Source organism: Nocardia tengchongensis, from assembly GCF_054781395.1.
This window is the reverse complement of the sequence record NZ_BAAGUM010000003.1, coordinates 314622-331354: the sequence shown is the minus strand read 5'-3', so window position 1 is coordinate 331354 and position 16733 is coordinate 314622. Positions and strand designations below refer to the sequence as shown.

19 protein-coding genes are annotated in these 16733 nt (G+C 68.5%); 6 read left to right on the top strand and 13 right to left on the bottom strand.

Annotation, left to right across the window (positions count from 1 at the left end; translation table 11 throughout):
• Positions 1–75 precede the first annotated feature (75 nt).
• Both ACYVKL_RS04445 and ACYVKL_RS04440 read left to right on the top strand, forming a co-directional pair.
• Positions 76–765: an arsenate reductase/protein-tyrosine-phosphatase family protein gene (locus ACYVKL_RS04445; RefSeq protein WP_379170897.1), complete on the top strand. Its 690-nt coding sequence runs from the start codon at positions 76–78 to the stop codon at positions 763–765.
• Positions 766–963: 198 nt separating this feature from the next.
• Positions 964–1326: a hypothetical protein gene (locus ACYVKL_RS04440; RefSeq protein WP_246598540.1), complete on the top strand. Its 363-nt coding sequence runs from the start codon at positions 964–966 to the stop codon at positions 1324–1326.
• Between the two features lie 55 nt (positions 1327–1381).
• Here ACYVKL_RS04440 and ACYVKL_RS04435 read toward each other — a convergent pair whose 3' ends face one another.
• The 11 genes from ACYVKL_RS04435 to ACYVKL_RS04385 form a co-directional block, all read right to left on the bottom strand.
• The gene (locus ACYVKL_RS04435) at positions 1382–2290 is read right to left on the bottom strand and encodes an acyl-CoA thioesterase (protein WP_379171458.1); all 909 of its coding nucleotides are present in this window, start codon (positions 2288–2290) and stop codon (positions 1382–1384) included.
• A 13-nt stretch (positions 2291–2303) separates the two neighbouring features.
• Positions 2304–3728 carry a pyruvate kinase gene (pyk, locus tag ACYVKL_RS04430; protein WP_357202507.1) on the bottom strand — a complete coding sequence of 475 codons (1425 nt, stop codon included), beginning with the start codon at positions 3726–3728 and terminating at the stop codon, positions 2304–2306.
• A 90-nt stretch (positions 3729–3818) separates the two neighbouring features.
• Entirely contained in the window at positions 3819–4487 is a 669-nt protein-coding gene (locus ACYVKL_RS04425) for an amino acid ABC transporter permease (protein WP_379170899.1), read from the bottom strand.
• Between the two features lie 20 nt (positions 4488–4507).
• Complete coding sequence (locus ACYVKL_RS04420) at positions 4508–5263, bottom strand: transporter substrate-binding domain-containing protein (protein ID WP_379170901.1); 756 nt, start codon at positions 5261–5263, stop codon at positions 4508–4510.
• Positions 5264–5456: 193 nt separating this feature from the next.
• Positions 5457–5969, bottom strand: a complete 513-nt coding sequence (locus ACYVKL_RS04415; RefSeq protein ID WP_379170903.1) for a TM2 domain-containing protein — start codon at positions 5967–5969, stop codon at positions 5457–5459.
• Between the two features lie 169 nt (positions 5970–6138).
• Positions 6139–7320: a prolipoprotein diacylglyceryl transferase gene (gene lgt / locus ACYVKL_RS04410; protein ID WP_379170906.1), complete on the bottom strand. Its 1182-nt coding sequence runs from the start codon at positions 7318–7320 to the stop codon at positions 6139–6141.
• 250 nt (positions 7321–7570) lie between these two features.
• On the bottom strand, positions 7571–8371 hold the full coding sequence (gene trpA / locus ACYVKL_RS04405) for a tryptophan synthase subunit alpha (RefSeq protein ID WP_379170908.1): 801 nt from the start codon (positions 8369–8371) through the stop codon (positions 7571–7573).
• Positions 8368–9654 carry a tryptophan synthase subunit beta gene (trpB, locus tag ACYVKL_RS04400; protein ID WP_379170910.1) on the bottom strand — a complete coding sequence of 429 codons (1287 nt, stop codon included), beginning with the start codon at positions 9652–9654 and terminating at the stop codon, positions 8368–8370. The genes trpA and trpB overlap by 4 nt, the downstream gene beginning before the upstream one ends.
• Before the next feature lie 8 nt (positions 9655–9662).
• On the bottom strand, positions 9663–10481 hold the full coding sequence (gene trpC / locus ACYVKL_RS04395; protein ID WP_213560553.1) for an indole-3-glycerol phosphate synthase TrpC: 819 nt from the start codon (positions 10479–10481) through the stop codon (positions 9663–9665).
• 149 nt (positions 10482–10630) lie between these two features.
• Entirely contained in the window at positions 10631–11578 is a 948-nt protein-coding gene (locus ACYVKL_RS04390; RefSeq protein WP_379170912.1) for a TIGR02234 family membrane protein, read from the bottom strand.
• The gene (locus ACYVKL_RS04385; RefSeq protein WP_379170914.1) at positions 11575–13128 is read right to left on the bottom strand and encodes an anthranilate synthase component I; all 1554 of its coding nucleotides are present in this window, start codon (positions 13126–13128) and stop codon (positions 11575–11577) included. The genes ACYVKL_RS04390 and ACYVKL_RS04385 overlap by 4 nt, the downstream gene beginning before the upstream one ends.
• Before the next feature lie 241 nt (positions 13129–13369).
• Between ACYVKL_RS04385 and ACYVKL_RS04380 the strand changes: the two genes are divergently transcribed.
• From ACYVKL_RS04380 to ACYVKL_RS04365, 4 genes are all read left to right on the top strand, one after another.
• A complete protein-coding gene (locus ACYVKL_RS04380) occupies positions 13370–13585 on the top strand; it encodes a hypothetical protein (RefSeq protein ID WP_379349376.1) in 216 nt (71 codons plus the stop codon).
• A gap of 193 nt (positions 13586–13778) precedes the next feature.
• Positions 13779–14234, top strand: coding sequence for a peroxiredoxin (locus ACYVKL_RS04375; protein WP_379170916.1), 456 nt, complete (start codon positions 13779–13781; stop codon positions 14232–14234).
• Positions 14235–14318: 84 nt separating this feature from the next.
• Positions 14319–14912: a permease gene (locus tag ACYVKL_RS04370; RefSeq protein WP_379170918.1), complete on the top strand. Its 594-nt coding sequence runs from the start codon at positions 14319–14321 to the stop codon at positions 14910–14912.
• Positions 14913–15093: 181 nt separating this feature from the next.
• The gene (locus ACYVKL_RS04365) at positions 15094–15597 is read left to right on the top strand and encodes a MarR family winged helix-turn-helix transcriptional regulator (RefSeq protein ID WP_379171461.1); all 504 of its coding nucleotides are present in this window, start codon (positions 15094–15096) and stop codon (positions 15595–15597) included.
• 3 nt (positions 15598–15600) lie between these two features.
• Here ACYVKL_RS04365 and hisI read toward each other — a convergent pair whose 3' ends face one another.
• Both hisI and hisF read right to left on the bottom strand, forming a co-directional pair.
• Positions 15601–15951 (bottom strand): phosphoribosyl-AMP cyclohydrolase, encoded by a 351-nt coding sequence (gene hisI, locus ACYVKL_RS04360; protein WP_213560548.1) that lies wholly within the window; start codon positions 15949–15951, stop codon positions 15601–15603.
• Positions 15948–16721 (bottom strand): imidazole glycerol phosphate synthase subunit HisF, encoded by a 774-nt coding sequence (gene hisF, locus ACYVKL_RS04355; RefSeq protein WP_213560547.1) that lies wholly within the window; start codon positions 16719–16721, stop codon positions 15948–15950. The genes hisI and hisF overlap by 4 nt, the downstream gene beginning before the upstream one ends.
• Positions 16722–16733 lie beyond the last annotated feature (12 nt).

Here is a 16733-nt window from a genome sequence, read left to right as displayed (position 1 = left end):
GAACAATGCGGTTGAAACGTGTGATTCGGTCACAGGACTGTTTCGAAACGACAACGGCGGGCATAGGTTATCGGCATGCACGTCCTGTTCGTCTGCAGCGGAAATGTTTGCCGATCCGTCATCGCCGAACGTCTCACCGTGGCGGTGGCCGCCGACCACGGGCTACAAGAGTTGACCGCCGAGAGCGCCGGCGTGCGGGCCCTGGTCGGATTCCCGGTGGAACCCCTGGCCGCACAGACGATTACCGGACTGGGCGGTGACGCCGCCAATTTCAAGGCGCGCCGGCTCAAGGCGGAGATGGTGCATCGCGCCGATCTGGTGCTCACCATGACCGACAAGATTCGCGACCAGGTGCGCGATCTCGTGCCCGCCGCCCTCCCCCGCACCTTCACCCTGCTCGAGGCGTACCGGATCGCGAAGGTGAGCGGCGCGCGCACCGTGGTCGGGTTGCATGCCGCCCGCGACGATCTCGCCTATGTCGGCCGGGAGAACATCGCCGATCCGGTCGGCCTGTCGCCGCAGCAGTATTGCGATGTCGGCGACAAGATCGCCGAGGCGCTGGTGCCGTTGCTGCTGGCGCTGCACGCCCATCAGCATCCGCAGGCCACCCTGCGGCCGCGCAGCGCCGCGGACGGGCAGCCGCCGCTGCTGGTGATCGACGGCGGACGGGGCGAACCGGCCAGACGCCCCGAAACACCCAGGTCGGTGCAATCCCCCCGCCCGGCAGCGCAACCGGCCCGCCGAGTGGCGGAATCCGCCGGATAGCAGGCGATCCCAGCACACACCGGTCGGTTCGGAATCGCGCGTGTCAATACGCCTTGCTGCCGCGATGGTCCGGTAAGGGATTACACTCTCGCGCGGAACACCTATCCGTTCCGCCGAACGCCACTGCCGGTGGTTCGACACAAGAACAGGACCAAGGACATGCCGAAGCGAATTTCGGATGTTTCGCTCCATGTTTACGTGACACCTCAAACCCTGCACCGCGTCACCGAGACGGTGTGCCGGGTGGTCGATGAATACGTCGCCGATCGAGATATCTTCGCCTGGCGCTTCACCCTCCCGGTGGAGTGCGACGACCCCGCCCACACGGTGCTCGAAACCCAATGGCGGCTGGATCATCCCGCCGCCGACCCGGGCGAGCGCCACACCTATGAGATCGCGCTCAGCCTGGTCGGGGAATCCCGCCAGCTCACCAAGGCGGGCATCGCCAAACTGGAGCAGCGCCTGGTGCTGGAGCTCTCCGCGGGCGACCCGATCCCCTACATCGTGCACGCCCTCCAGCGCGAGAACTTCGAGCTGGAAGAAAACCGCGAGCTGATTTAGCGGGGACGCAAAAACGGGCCGTACCCGGCGAGGGTACGGCCCGTGAACGCGTGTCTCAGCGGCGCGCCGGGAAGTGGCGGATCACGCCTTCCTGGACGGTCGTCGCCAGCAGGTCGCCATTCTGCGCGTAGAAATGCCCGCGGGCCAGCCCGCGCGAGCCCGCCGCCACCGGCGACTCCGTCGCGTACAGCGACCAGTCGTCGAAACGGAAGGGCCGGTGGAACCAGATGGAGTGGTTCACCGTGGCCGCGATGATGCGGTCCCAGCCCCACGACAGCCCGTGCGTGGTGATGATCGAGTCCAGCACCGTGGTGTCGGACGAATACGCCAGCACCGCAACGTGAATCAGCGGATCGTCGGGCAGTTCGCCGTCGGTGCGCATCCAGACCCGGTTGTGGTCGAGGCTCTCACCCTTGCCCTTGAGGATCCAGGCCGGGTCGTTGGTGTAGCGCATCTCGATGGGATGCGGTGCGTTCACGAACATCTGGAGCTTGTCCTCCATGCCCGCGAACGACTCCTCCACGCGCGGAAGACCTTCCGGCCCCGGCACGTCGGGCAGGGGCGTGCCGTGCTCGAGCCCCTTGCCCCAGTCCTGGAAGGCCGCGAGCATGACGAACAGCTCCTGCCCGTCCTGGTACGCGGTGACCGTGCGGTTGGCGATGGAACGGCCGTCCCGATGCCGATCGACGTGGTATTCGATCGGCTGCTTCGGGTCGCCACCACGCACGAAGTGCGCGTTGATCGCGTGGATCGGCCGTTCCGGCCCCACCGTCCGGCCCGCGGCGACGATCGCCTGCGCGACCAGCTGGCCACCGAACGTGCGGCTCCACACCTTCTCCGGATGATGTCCGACGAAGATGTCGGGGCCGTTCTCTTCCAGATCGAGCAGGCGCAGCAACACCTTCAGATCGTCGGAACCGGTCCCCTCGGGGTCCGCGACGACGTCCGCAGACGTCTCGTCCAGCGACGCACTCAAATTAGTGGTCCTCCTCGCCGATGCGATGCACGTGGATCAGGTTGGTGGACCCGACAGTACCCGGCGGCGAGCCGGCCACGATGACCACCAGATCACCCTTGCTGTACCGCCCGATCGAGAGCAACGCGTTGTCCACCTGGTGGATCATCTCGTCGGTCGTGCCCACCGGAGGAACGATGAACGTTTCCACGCCCCACGTCAAGGCCAGCTGACTGCGAATCGCCGACTGCGGGGTGAAGGCGAGCAGCGGCAGCGGGGTGTGCAGCCGGGCCAGACGGCGCACCGTGTCACCGGACTGCGTGAACGCCACCAGCGCTTTGGCATTGAGGCGCTCGCCGATGTCGCGGGCGGCGTAGGAGATGACGCCGCGCTTGGTCCGCGGCACGTGGGTCAGCGGCGGCACCCGGGTCGAGGACTCCGACTCCACCGCGTGCACGATGCGGGCCATGGTGCGCACGGCCTCGATCGGGTAATCGCCGACCGAGGTCTCGCCCGAGAGCATGACCGCGTCCGCGCCGTCGAGCACCGCGTTGGCGACGTCGGAGGCCTCGGCGCGGGTCGGGCGCGAGTTGGTGATCATGGATTCCAGCATCTGGGTGGCCACGATGACCGGCTTGGCGTTCTCGCGCGCCATCTGCACCGCGCGCTTCTGCACCAGCGGCACCTGCTCGAGCGGCAGCTCGACGCCCAGGTCGCCGCGGGCCACCATGATGGCGTCGAAGGCCAGCACGATGGCTTCCAGATTGTCGATGGCTTCGGGCTTTTCGAGCTTGCCGATGACCGGCACGCGGCGGCCCACGCGGTCCATGATGTCGTGCACCAGCTCCACGTCGGAGGGCGAGCGCACGAAGGACAGCGCGATGAAGTCCACGCCCAGCTGCAGGGCGAATTCCAGGTCGTCGATGTCCTTCTCGGACAGCGCGGGCACGGAGACGTCCATGCCGGGCAGCGAGACGCCCTTGTTGTTGGAGACGGGTCCGCCTTCGGTGACCTTGCAGATGACGTCGTTGTCCTCGACGCCCAGCACGGTCAGCCCGACCTTGCCGTCGTCCACGAGCAAGCGGTCACCGGGCTTGGCGTCCTTGGCCAGGTGCTTGTAGGTGGTGGAAACCCGGTCGTGAGTGCCGATGATGTCGTCGACGGTGATCCGGACTTCCTCGCCGGTGTTCCACACCGTCTTGCCGTCGCCCTCGAACCGGCCCAGCCGGATCTTGGGGCCCTGCAGGTCGGCGAGGATGCCGACCGCGCGACCGGCGGTATCGCTGGCCGCACGCACCTTCTTGTAGTTCTCGGCATGATCGGAGTGCTCGCCGTGGCTGAAGTTCAGGCGCGCAACGTCCATGCCACTTTCGACGAGCTCACGAATCCGGTCCTCGGATGACACAGCAGGCCCGAGGGTGCACACAATCTTCGTTCGTCGCATCACGCGTTCAACCCTAGACCTGTGGTAGGGCTGATGCCGACCCCGGCACACACATATACGAAAACCGTAAGCACCCGTTCAGCTATCGCCTGCTCAGCGGGCGACGTGCCTGGCCAGACGCGTCTCCAGGTGGGTTTGGAAAAATCCGAGGATCAGGCAGACAACCCAGTAATAGATCGCGGCCACGCCGTAGAGGGCGAAAAAATCGAAGGTGGGCGCCGCGGCCATCTGGGCCGTGCGCAGCAGCTCGGTGACCAGGATGGTCGACGCCAGGGAGGTGTCCTTCACCAAGGAGATCAGGGTGTTGGACAGCGGCGGCACGGCGATGCGCGAGGCCTGGGGCAGAATCACCAGCCGCAGCGCCTGGGCATAGTTCATGCCGACCGAGTAGGACGCCTCCCACTGCCCGTGCGCGACCGAGAGGATCGCGGCCCGGATGATCTCCGCCGCGTAGCCGCCCACATTGAGGCTGAACGCGATGATCGCGGCGGGGAACGGCTCCAGCACGATGTCGAACGCGGGCAGGCCGAAGAAGATGATGAACAGCTGCACCAGCAGCGGCGTGCCGCGAATGATCGAGATGTAGATCCGCGCGGCCACCGACAGCGGCCACAGCTTCGACATCCGGGCCAGCGCCACGAACAACGCGATCACCAGGCCGATCGCGAAACTGATCGCGGTCAGCGGCAGTGTCTTGTTCACCGTGGCCTCGAGCATCGGCACCAGGTTGTGCCGGATCAGCGCCCAGGTCGCGTCATCCATGTCGAAATGCCCCGCGCCGCTTACTTGCTGACGTCGGTGCCGAAGTACTTCTCGGAGATCTTGGCCAGCGTGCCGTCGGCGCGCAGCTCGTCGAGGGCCTTGTTCACCTGGTCGGTGAGCGCCTGCGAGTCCTTGCGGGCGGCGAAGGCCTGCTTGGAGGTCTCACCGGTCTTGCCGGCGACCTGCACGGTGCCCGCGCCCTGGGCCTTGGTGTAGGCGTTGACGGCGAGGGTGTCGTTGACGGTGGCGTCGGCGCGGCCGGTCTTGAGCAGCTGCACCGCCTCGACGAAGCCGGGGATGGCCTCGACCTTGCAGCCCGCGTCCTTGGCGATGCCGGCCCAGTTGCTGGTCTCGGACTGGGCGCAGGTCTTGCCGGACAGGTCGGTCAGGGCGTGGATGCCGGCGTTGCCGGTCTTGGTGACGATGACGCCCTCGGAGACGGTGTAGGGCTGCGACAGCGAATACTTCTGCTCGCGTTCGGGTTTGACGGTGACCTGGTTGGCGATGAGGTCCACGCGCTTGGATTCCAGGGCGGCGAACAGCGAGTCCCAGGGGGCGGTGGTGAACTCCACCTTCTTGCCGATCTTGTCGCCGACGGCCTTGATCACGTCGACGTCGTAGCCGGTGAGGCTGCCGTTGTCCTGGTAGGTGAAGGGCGAGTAGTTGCCTTCGGTACCGACCTTCAGGACATTCGCGTCGTCCTTGCTCGAGCTACAGGCGACGAGCCCGGCGGCAGCGACGACGGAGAGCAGAACGGCGGCTAGCTTGTGGCGCACGACGGGACCTCTCTTCGGCGCGTTCGGTGTGAACACGCGGCGAACAACCGACAAAGGGTACGCCGCGAACCGACTGGGTGGCACGGCAACCATCAGCTCGCGCGAAAATCTTGATTCGGCTCCGGCCCGATGATAAGCCGCAAGCGGCCGCCACCCGGTCTAGTGGCGGCCGCCGCGAGCGGGAGTGTCGCGCTCAGTCGCGCAGCGGGCGGCCCTGGAGGTCGGGCACCTTGCCGGTGAGGATCAGAATGCCGTCGATCAGGGCCCAGATGCCGCAGCCGCCACAGGTGACCAGCTGTAGGACGCCGATCGTGGTGTAGCCCAGGTAGAAACGGCCGATGCCGAAACCACCGGCGAGCAGCTGCAGCAGGCCCGCGGTCAGCTTGCTCTTGTCCGACAACGGAACTCCGAACGCGTCCCGGCCGTACGGGGCCTCCGGGTCCCCGCCGTAGGGGCCGTACGGGCCGGGCGCGCCGAACTGCGCGGGCTGACCGTAGGGCTGACCGGGCTGGGCGTAAGGCTGGCCCGGCTGCGCGAACTGCTGGCCGGGCTGGCCGAACTGCGGATCGGGCTGGCCGAACTGCGCTCCGGGCGCGCCGAATTGCTGCGGGTCCGGATACGGCTGCTGCCCGTACTGCGGCCCGGTGCCGGGCGCGCCGTACTGCGGGCCGTCCTGCGGCGGCTGTTTCTGGAAGGGGTCGGTCACTCGCGTCCTCCTGCATCGCGGACCGCCCCCCGTTGGAACGGCCCCACAACTGGTGAACCCACACGGCGAGGGGCAGGCGGGTTCGCAGGAATTATCGCGCAGTGTCGCGGATTCGTTGCCGGGCGAGACGGATTCGACCGCTACATGGCGCTGAGCATGCGCGCGAAGATCAGGAATTGCCCGAAGTGTCTGTCTTGTCCGTTGAGTCGGACTTCTTCGCGGGCACGGTCTGCTCGACCTTCTCAGGGGCGTCGGGCTTTTCAGCGGTATCCGACTCGTCTGCGGTCTCGGCCGGCTCGGCGGCGCCGGACTTCTCCGCGGCGTCGTCCGGCTCCGCGGTCTCGGCTGCCGTGGTCTCCGGTTCGGCCGCCTCGTCTCGCGTCGTCGGCTCCGCGGCGTCGTCGCCACCGGCCGCGCCGTAGGCGCGCAGCGCGGCGAACTGCCACGGCCAGGGCCGCTCCGCGCCCGCGCGCACCTGCGCGGCAGTCTCCCGCCCCTTGGTCGCGAACAGGAAATAGGCCACGGCGCAGAGGAATACGATCGCCGAGGTGAAGGAGTTGATGCGGATGCCCGCGATGTGGGTGGCGTCGTCGCTGCGCAGCAGTTCCACGAAGAAGCGGCCGAAGCAGTAGACGGCGACGTAGAGCGCGAACAGGCGGCCGTGGCCGATGCGGAACTTGCGGTCCACGTACAGCAGGACGGCGACGCCGAGCAGGTTCCACACCATCTCGTAGAGGAAGGTCGGCTGCACGACGTGCACCACCACCCCGTTGGAGACGCCGTTCATCGCGTCGGGTGCGCCGTTGGTGTCGAAGCGGTCGAAGATCTCCAGACCCCACGGCACGGTGGTCTCGCGCCCGAAGAGCTCCTGGTTGAAGTAGTTGCCCAGGCGTCCGATGGCCTGTGCCAGCAGCACCCCGGGCGCGATGGCGTCACCGAAGGCGGGCAACGGGATTCGGTAGTGGCGGCAGCCGATCCAGGCGCCGACCGCGCCCAGCGCCACCGCGCCCCAGATGCCGAGCCCGCCCTGCCAGATGGCCCACCAGTGGGCGTCGGGCTTGCGGTGCGCGCCGAAGTACTTCTCCCAGTCGGTGGCCACGTGATAGAGCCGCCCGCCGATCAGGCCCAGCGGCACCGCGAACATGGCGATGTCGAGCACCGCGCCGGACTGGCCGCCACGGGCCACCCAGCGCTTCTCGCCCAGCCAGATGGCGACGACGATGCCGACGATGATGCAGATCGCGTAGGCGCGCAGCGGGAACGGCCCGATGTACCACACCCCGCGCGGCGGGCTGGGAATGTAGGCCAGGACATCGGCGCCGGTGCTCTCGGCCAAGGCTCGTAGGGTCACGAGTCCCCACCGTAGCCGAACGGGGTAGCGCCGTGCCGCCTCAGGTGGACACTGTGTTTGATTGCCCTCCGCTTCGCTCCGGGCGGGTTCGCGGCCCTGAAGGTCTCGTTCTTCCCTCCCTCCGCTCCCCCGCTTCGCTCCTCCGCTCCACTCAGTCCAGAACGAGACGGGCCGCGAACCACCAGGGGCCCGCGGCCAAAACGAAAGGGTGCGTACCGGATTCGGTACGCACCCTTCAAAGGTCGTTCGACTAGGAGGCGACCGCCGCCGAGCGGACGCCCTGCGCCAGCTCCTCGGTCAGTGTCCGGATCGCGTCCAGGCCCTGCGCGGCCGCCGACACCAGGGCCGAGCCCACGATGACGCCGTCGGCGTAGGAGGCGATTTCGGCCGCCTGCGCGCCGCTGCGCACACCCAGACCGACACCGATCGGGATATCGGAGTGCGCGCGGATGCGGGCACACAGCGCCGGCGCCATGGACGACACCGCGTCACGCGCGCCGGTGACACCCATGGTGGAGGCGGCGTACACGAAGCCCTTGGACGATTCCAGGGTCTTGACCAGCCGCTCCTCGGTGGAGGACGGTGCGACCAGGAAGATGCGGTCCAGATTGTGGGTGGAGGACGCCACGAACCAGTCGTCGGCCTCCTCGGGAATCAGGTTGGGGGTGATCAGGCCCAAGCCGCCCGCCGCCGCGAGATCGCGGGAGAAGGTGTCCACGCCGTACTTCAGCACCGGATTCCAGTAGGTCATGACCACGGCCTTGCCGCCGGCCTGGGAGATGGCCTCCACGACCTTGAACACGTCGCGCACCCGGACGCCGCCGGCGAGCGCCTGCTCGGCGGCGCGTTGGATGGTGGGGCCGTCCATCACCGGATCGGAGTAGGCGACGCCGACTTCGATGATGTCGCAACCGGATTCGACCATCGCCTTGCACGCGTCGATGGAGCCCTGCAGGTCCGGGTAGCCGGCGGGCAGGTAGCCGATGAGCGCGGCGCGGTTCTCCTCGCGGCAGGCCGCGAAGGTGTTGGCGAGACGGGACTGCTGGCTCACTTGTCGTCCCCCTCGGGCGCGTCGAACAGCCCGAACCACTGGGCGGCGGTGTCCATGTCCTTGTCGCCGCGGCCGGACAGGTTCACGACGATGACCTTGTCCGGACCCAGTTCCTGCCCGAGCTTCAGCGCGCCCGCCACCGCGTGCGCGGACTCGATGGCCGGGATGATGCCCTCGGCGCGGCTCAGCAGCAGCAGCGCGTCCATCGCCTCGGTGTCGGTGACCGGGTAGTACTCGGCGCGACCGGTGTCCTTGAGGTAGGCGTGCTCCGGGCCGACGCCCGGGTAGTCCAGACCCGCGGAGATGGAATGCGAGTCGATGGTCTGCCCGTCGTCGTCCTGCAGCAGGTACGAGTACGCGCCCTGGAACGCGCCCGGGGTACCACCGGTGAAGGTGGCGGCGTGGCGGCCGGTCTCGACGCCGTCGCCGGCGGCCTCGTAGCCGATCAGGCGCACGGCCGGATCGTCGAGGAAGGCGTGGAAGATGCCGATGGCGTTGGAACCGCCACCGACACAGGCGGTTACCGCGTCGGGCAGGCGGCCGGTGTGGGCCTGGATCTGCTGGCGCGCCTCGATGCCGATGATGCGCTGGAAGTCGCGCACCATGAGCGGGAACGGGTGCGGGCCCGCGGCGGTGCCGAAGCAGTAGTAGGTCTGCTCGGCATTGGTGACCCAGTCGCGCAGCGCCTCGTTGATGGCGTCCTTGAGCGTCTGCGAACCCGTTGTCACACTGATGACTTCGGCGCCGAGCAGGCGCATGCGGGCCACGTTCAGCTGCTGGCGCACGGTGTCGACCGCACCCATGTAGATGACGCATTCGATGCCCAGCAGCGCGCACGCGGTGGCGGTGGCGACGCCGTGCTGGCCCGCGCCGGTCTCGGCGATCACGCGGGTCTTGTTCATGCGCTTGGCCAGGAGCACCTGACCCAGCACATTGTTGATCTTGTGAGAACCGGTGTGGTTCAGGTCTTCCCGCTTGAGGAAGATGCGCGCGCCACCCGCGTGCTGCGCCAGGTTCTTGCACTCGAACACCGGCGAGGGACGCCCGGTGTAATCGCGCTGCAGGCGATCCAGCTCGTCGAGGAAGTTCGGGTCCACCCGGCACTTGTCGTATTCGGCGGTGACCTCTTCGATCACGGCCATCAGCGCCTCGGGCACATGGCGTCCGCCGTAGACGCCGAAGTGGCCGCCCAGATCGGGTTCGTGACTCTTGTGCGCGACACCGTCACTGGCCTGCGGGAGGCCGAGAGTGTTCTTGCCGGACAGCTTTTCGGTCTGTGTCATCGCTACTTTCACCGTCCCCGGCGAACCGGTTTCGGGCAGGACGGGTGGGTTCCGGCGGTCACCAGCTCGGCCACCGCGGCGCGCGGGTCGCCGCTGGTCACCAGGCCCTCGCCGACGAGCACGGCGTCCGCGCCCGCGCCGGCGTAGGCCAGCAGGTCGGCGGTGCCGCGAATGCCGGACTCGGCCACCCGGATCACTTCGCTGGGCAGGCCGGGGGCGATGCGCGCGAACACATCCCGGTCCACCTCGAGGGTCTTGAGGTTGCGGGCGTTGACGCCGATCACGCTGGCGCCGGCCTCGAGGGCGCGATCCGCCTCTTCCTCGGTGTGCACCTCGACCAGCGCGGTCATGCCGAGCGATTCGGTGCGGTCGATGAGCGCGGACAGCACGTCCTGCTCGAGCGCGGCCACGATCAGCAGGATCACGTCCGCGCCGTGCGCGCGGGCCTCGTGGATCTGGTACGGGCCGACGATGAAGTCCTTGCGCAGAACCGGGATGTCGACCGCCGCGCGAACCGCGTCCAGGTCGGCCAGCGAACCGCCGAAGCGGCGCTGCTCGGTGAGCACGCTGATGATGCGGGCGCCGCCGTCCTCGTAGGCGCGGGCCAGGTCGGCGGGGTTCGGGATGTCGGCGAGCGCACCCTTGGAGGGGCTGGCCCGCTTCACCTCGGCGATCACGCCGATGCCCTCGGCGTGCAGGGCGGCCTTGGCGTCACGCGGGGAGCGCGCCGCCGCGGCGGCCGCTTTCACCGCCTGGAAATCCAGAAGGGCTTCCCGCGCGGCCACGTCCGCACGGACCCCGTCGAGAATCGAGTCGAGTACCGTCATCTGGCTCGAATCCTTTCTGGGGAGACGGACTTGCTGCCTGAGAATCCCCCCAGGCGCTGTCTCACCGCTGCTGATAAAGAGTAAATGGCTATGTTCCCGGTCTTGACGGCGGGGCAGGAAGCGGCGACGATGCCGCGTCCCGACCCAGCTCAGTGGTTGTTGTCGCGCGTGCCCCCGGTACCCGGATCGTCGTGCGCGGCAGAGTGATTGGTTCCGTCGTCGGTCGGATCCAGGCCCTCGTCGAGCGCGTCCCACAGCACCCGGCCCGACAACGGCTCCCCGGAGGCGGGCTGTGACCCGGATTCCGTGGACCCCTGACCGACGTGATGTTGGGCAACCTGTTCGGCCGCCGCGGACTTCCGTACGGCCGGGCTGTCGTACTTTCCCGACATTCCCGCGGTCTCGCGGGGCATCCGCACCAGCAGCAGTCCCGCGGCGAACGCGGCCAGCGCCCCCACCAGCGTGAGTACGGCCGGTAGCGACGACGTGGTGACGGTTCCGGGGTGCTCCCAGCCCCGCAGCTCGGCGAGCCGGGCGGCCCGGTCACCGGTCTTGCCCTGGTTGACCAGCAGGGCGTAGGCGGGCACCGCGGCCACCGCGGCGAGCACCGCCACCACCACGCCCACGCCGCGCCGCCACCAGCCGTGGGTGGCGAACACCGCGGCGATGGTGGCCAGCAGGACCAGGGCCAGCGGGGTCAGCGCGCCGAACCAGGTGCTGCCGTTGAGGTGGGCGGTGCGCGGCGGGCCGAGCTCGCTGGTCACCTCGAGGGTCACCCAGGTCATCCGCGAGGACGCCCACAGCAGGGCGGCGGCCACCGCCAGCAGGGCGACAGCCGCGAACGGCCGGGGCCGCTTACGCGCGCCCTCGGCGACCGCGGCGCGGGCATCGGCCTCGGCTTCCCGCGCGTCCGCCTCGGCTGCTCGCGCATCGGCCACCGCCTGTGCGGCGTCCGCGGCAGCCTCGGCCCGGTCCGCCGCGCCCGCTCCGCCGGTCGGTTGATCAGCTTGTGGCGCAACCGGTTTCCCGGCGATCGCGTCGGCTCCCGGTGGCACGGCCGGGGTTTCCGACGGCCGATCGGGGCCGGGCTCGGTCATTGCCCGGCGCCGTTCGGGCGATAGGCGCGCACGGTCTCGGCGGCGGCGACGGCCTTGAGCACCGCCATCGCCTTGTTGCGCGATTCCACGTCCTCGTACTCCGGGTCGGAGTCGGCGACGATGCCCGCGCCGGCCTGCACGTAGGCGGTGCCGTCCTTGAGCAGCGCGGTGCGGATGGCGATCGCGGTGTCGGCGTCACCGGCGAAGTCCAGGTAGCCGACCACGCCCGCGTAGACGCCGCGGCGGGTGGGCTCGAGCTCCTCGATCAACTCCATGGCCCGCACCTTGGGCGCGCCGGAGAGGGTCCCGGCCGGGAAGCAGGCCTGGACCGCGTCGAGCGCGACCTTCCCGGCCCGCAGCCGTCCCGAGACCGTGGAGACCAGGTGCATGACGTGCGAGTAGCGCTCGACGTGCCGGTACTCGGTGACGCGCACGGTGCCCGGTTCACAGACCCGGCCCAGGTCGTTGCGGCCCAGGTCGACGAGCATGAGGTGCTCGGCGTTCTCCTTCTCGTCCTCGAGCAGGCCCTTCTCCAGCAGGAGATCGTCCTCCTCGGTGGTGCCGCGCCAGCGGGTGCCCGCGATCGGGTGCGTGGTGGCCACGCCGTCCTTCACCGTCACCAGCGATTCCGGGCTGGAGCCGACGATGGAGAACGCGGTGTCGCCGGCGGCGTCCGGAATGTGCATCAGGTACATGTACGGGCTCGGGTTCGAGGCGCGCAGCATGCGGTACAGGTCGAGCGGGGTGCCGTGGTAGTCCATCTCGAAGCGCTGCGAGAGCACCACCTGGAACGCCTCGCCCGCCTCGATCTCCTTGACCAGCCGGCGTACGCCCGCGCCGAATTCCTCGGAGGTGCGCTGGCGGCGGTAGTCGGGTTCTGGGCGGTCGAAGACCGAGACGGTGGACTCGGCCGGGGCGGCCAGCGCCTCGGTCATGCGGTCCAGGCGGGCGACGGCGTCGTCGTAGGCCGCGTCGACGCGCTCGTCGGTGCCGTTCCAGTTGACGGCATTGGCGATCAGGGTGATCGCGCCCTCGTGGTGGTCGAAGGCGGCCAGGTCGGTGGCCAGCATCAGGACCATCTCGGGGACCTGCAGGTCATCGGTGGCGTGGCTGGGCAGCCGCTCGAGCCGGCGCACGGTGTCGTAGCCGAGGTAGCCGACCAGGCCGCCGGTCAGCGGCGGCAGTCCGGGCAGGCGTTCGGTGCGCAGCACCCGCAGCGATTCGCGCAGCGCGGCGAGCGGGTCGCCGCCGACGGGGGCGTCGGCGGGGGTCTGGCCGATCCAGGCCGCCTGGTCGTCGACCACGGTCAGCGCGCTGGGGCTGCCCGCGCCGATGAACGACCATCGCGACCATGAGCGGCCGTTCTCGGCCGACTCCAGCAGGAAGGTGCCGGGCCGGTCGGCGGCCAGTTTGCGGTAGGCGGACAGCGGAGTCTCGGAGTCCGCCAGCACCTTTCGGATCACCGGGACCACGCGGTGGTCGGCCGCGAGCGACCGGAACTGTTCCCGGGAGGTGGTGGTGTCGATTGGCAAACCGTGGGCGCCGTGCATTGCCCCATCATTCCAGGCCCACCGGGCGGGATCTAAATCGCGCTCCCCGCCCAGCCGACCGGGCGGCTGCGGCGAATACCTGAAGCGGTCATCACTGCACTCGCGGCGGTCGCCCGCGGTATCCCCCATTCTCGAGAGGAGTTCAACAAAGATGTACCCCTCGCAACCGGTGGCTCCGGAGGTTCCACGGCACGCAGCTCCGCAGCTGGCTCCGGGCATTCACCCCGGCCAGCTGCCTCGGATGATGAATATGAACCCCGGCGGGAAGTACTCCGCCATCGCCTCGTTCGTCACCTACGTGAAGGCGCTGGAGTCGCTGGATCAGCGCAACTTCCCCGACGAGTACGCCGAGCACACCGACCGGATCAAGGAGCTCAAGCCGTTCCTGCGGGCGCACGGCATCCTCGACGTGATGGATATCAAGAACCCGGAGGTCGCCGCCCTCATCGGGGTGTGACCGAGCACCGACACCGCGTGTCGGGGGGTGGTTGGGGCTCCGGGGGCTGACCCCGGACCCTCAGGCAGAGCTGGAGCTGAATCGGCCGGCGGAGGGCACCCGCCAAGCCTGATGTCCGGCAAGGGATTCCAGCGGTACCGTCGTGGCCGCCCCAGATAGCTCGTGCACGATGAATAAGGGGTAGGGTACGAGCATGAAGCTCGGTCAGCTCGCACCCAATTTCGAACTCCCGGATCAGTCCGGCACCCCGCGTTCGCTCGAGTCGCTGCTCGCGGACGGCCCGGTGGTGTTGTTCTTCTATCCCGCGGCCAACACGCCGGTATGCACCGCCGAGGCGTGCCACTTCCGGGATCTGGCAACGGAATTCAAGGCCGCCGGCGCGAGCTGCGTGGGCATCAGCGCCGATTCGGTCGAGGTGCAGTCGGGGTTCGCGGAGAAGCAGGGACTGGGGTACCCGGTGCTCTCGGACCCGGGCGCGAAGATCGCCGCCGAGTTCGGCGTGAAGCGCGGACTGCTCGGCGCGCTGGTGCCGGTCAAGCGCACCACCTTCGTGATCGACCCGGATCGGACCGTGGTCAAGGTCATCAACAGCGAGATGCGCGCCAACGTGCACGCCGACGAGGCGCTGAAGTTCCTGCGCGAGCGCTGACCGGCGGCTCCGGCTCGGCCCCGGACGGGTGGCCCCGCCGCGTCGGTGCTTCGTCCGCCGACAATTCGGACATACGCTGGGCGCATGACTACGGCCGGCACCGAGCAGGAGCGAAAGTCTTCAACCTTCGTCACGTGGCGCAATCGCATCATCGCCACCCTGGTGGCCGTGGCGGTGTTGTGGCTGTCGTATCTGATCCTGGCGGCATTCATTCCGCGATGGTGGGCACAGCGGCTCGCGGAAATGGTGGGGTCGAGTTTCGCGAAGGGCATCTGGTACGGCCTGATAATGGGCCTGCTGTGCACCGCGATACCACTTTTCCTGTTCCTGGCGGCGGGCCTGAGCTGGCGCAAACGGGGCGGTAGGTTTATCGCCGGTGGCGCAGCCGTACTGGCCGTCATCCTCGCCATCCCGAATTTGATGACGCTGACCATCGTGTGGGGCAACTCGAATGCCGCACATGCCGGAGAACGCATTCTCGACGTCGACGCGCCGGGATTCCGCGGCGCGTGCCTGGCGGGCGCGATCATTGCCGCGTTGCTGTTCCTACTGGTGGCATTTCTCTTGGTGCGCAGGCGCTTCCGCCGTCACCGCGCCGACCAGCAGCGAAACGAACCGGAAAAGCCGCGCGTGTCACCGGAATCTCCGGAAAACGCCCCCGAAGTCGGCACGAACTGATTCCAGCGCCTACATGCGTGATCGATGTCACGTCATTCGGCAACGCCGTGACGGACGAGCGAAATCGTGGCAAACTTTGACGTGCGAGTGACCGATTCGACGCCACAGCACCGGCGATCGAACCGTCCGGCACCACCCGTCACTCGGCTGCTACGAGAGGGCGAGCACGGTGAACAAGTCGATGAACCCCATGGAACAGCGAGCTTGGCGTACCTTGATCGCGCTCACCACCCGACTCCCCGCCGCATTGGATACCCAACTGCAACGCGAGTCCGGGATTACCCATTTCGAATACTTCGTGATGACGTTGCTCTCCGAAGAACCGGATCACCGGTTGCAGCTCAGTGAGCTTGCGCAAAAGGCAAACGCATCGCTATCACGACTCTCGCACGTGGTCTCCAAACTTGAACGGCTCGGCTGGGCGCAACGCGTCGCCCTGACCGGCCGCCGCGGCGCGCAGGCGGTGTTGACCGACGCCGGATATCGCAAGGTCACCGACGCCGAACCCGGCTATCTGGACTGTGTGCGCGGCCTGGTGTTCGACGGCCTCGACGACGCGCAGACCGAGGAATTGCTCGAACTCGGTCAGACGCTGGTCGCGCAGCTGGAGAAGGGCATGACCCGCGGGCTCGGCCGCTCGGGGCGGCCCAGCTCGCATCTGGGTCTGGAAGCCGAATCCGACTGAGGCTCAGTCCTTGCCGGACAGCAGCACGTCGGTGTCGAAGCAGGTGTGGGTGCCGGTGTGGCAGGCCGCGCCCTCCTGGTCCACGACCAGCAGCACGGTGTCGCCGTCGCAGTCCAGGCGCACCTCGTGCACGTACTGGGTGTGGCCGGAGGTCTCGCCCTTTACCCAGTACTGCTGCCGCGACCGCGAGTAGTAGGTGCCCTTGCGGGTCTCCAGGGTGCGGGCCAGCGCCTCGTCGTCCATCCAGGCCATCATCAGCACGTCGCCGGTGCTCTTCTCCTGCGCGATGGCGGCGAACAGGCCGTCGGCGTTGCGCTTGAGGCGGGCCGCGATCGCAGGATCCAGGGCGCTCATCGAACCGTGATTCCTTCCGTGCGCATGGCGTCCTTGACCTGGCCGATGGTGAGGTCGCCGAAGTGGAACACGCTGGCGGCCAGCACGGCGTCCGCGCCGGACTGCACGGCCGGGGCGAAGTCCTCCACCTTGCCCGCGCCGCCGGAGGCGATCACCGGCACCGACACCGCGGCCCGCACCGCGCGGATCATGCGCAGGTCGAAACCGGCCTTGGTGCCGTCGGCGTCCATCGAGTTGAGCAGGATCTCGCCGACACCCAATTCGGCTCCGCGCACGGCCCATTCGACCGCGTCGATGCCGGTGCCGCGCTTGCCGCCGTGGGTGGTGACCTCCCAGCCGGACGGGGTCGGGTCCTGACCCTCGGGCACGGTGCGGGCGTCGACCGACAGCACGATGCACTGCGAGCCGAAGCGCTCCGACATCTCCCGCAGCACCTCGGGGCGGGCGATGGCGGCGGTGTTCACCGACACCTTGTCCGCGCCCGCCCGCAGCAGCCGGTCCACGTCCTCGACGGTGCGCACGCCGCCGCCGACGGTGAGCGGGATGAAGATCTGCTCGGCGGTGCGGGTCACCACGTCGATCATGGTGCCGCGGTCGCCGGTGGAGGCGGTGACGTCGAGGAAGGTCAGCTCGTCCGCGCCCTGGGCGTCGTAGGTGGCCGCCAGTTCGACAGGATCGCCCGCGTCCCTGAGGTTTTCGAAGTTGACGCCCTTGACCACGCGCCCGGCGTCCACGTCCAGGCACGGAATCACGCGTACCGCGAGCGTCATTTCATGACTCTT

Bases quoted from the DNA above. Each gene is read 5' to 3' on its own strand.
- ACYVKL_RS04445 (WP_379170897.1), top strand. From the start codon at position 76: ATGCACGTCCTGTTCGTCTGCAGCGGAAATGTTTGCCGATCCGTCATC.
- ACYVKL_RS04425 (WP_379170899.1), bottom strand. From the start codon at position 4,487: ATGGATGACGCGACCTGGGCGCTGATCCGGCACAACCTGGTGCCGATG.
- trpB (WP_379170910.1), bottom strand. From the start codon at position 9,654: ATGACACAGACCGAAAAGCTGTCCGGCAAGAACACTCTCGGCCTCCCG.
- trpC (WP_213560553.1), bottom strand. From the start codon at position 10,481: ATGACGGTACTCGACTCGATTCTCGACGGGGTCCGTGCGGACGTGGCC.
- ACYVKL_RS04390 (WP_379170912.1), bottom strand. From the start codon at position 11,578: ATGACCGAGCCCGGCCCCGATCGGCCGTCGGAAACCCCGGCCGTGCCA.
- ACYVKL_RS04385 (WP_379170914.1), bottom strand. From the start codon at position 13,128: ATGCACGGCGCCCACGGTTTGCCAATCGACACCACCACCTCCCGGGAA.
- ACYVKL_RS04380 (WP_379349376.1), top strand. From the start codon at position 13,370: ATGATGAATATGAACCCCGGCGGGAAGTACTCCGCCATCGCCTCGTTC.
- ACYVKL_RS04375 (WP_379170916.1), top strand. From the start codon at position 13,779: ATGAAGCTCGGTCAGCTCGCACCCAATTTCGAACTCCCGGATCAGTCC.
- ACYVKL_RS04370 (WP_379170918.1), top strand. From the start codon at position 14,319: ATGACTACGGCCGGCACCGAGCAGGAGCGAAAGTCTTCAACCTTCGTC.
- ACYVKL_RS04365 (WP_379171461.1), top strand. From the start codon at position 15,094: ATGAACCCCATGGAACAGCGAGCTTGGCGTACCTTGATCGCGCTCACC.
- hisI (WP_213560548.1), bottom strand. From the start codon at position 15,951: ATGAGCGCCCTGGATCCTGCGATCGCGGCCCGCCTCAAGCGCAACGCC.
- hisF (WP_213560547.1), bottom strand. From the start codon at position 16,721: ATGACGCTCGCGGTACGCGTGATTCCGTGCCTGGACGTGGACGCCGGG.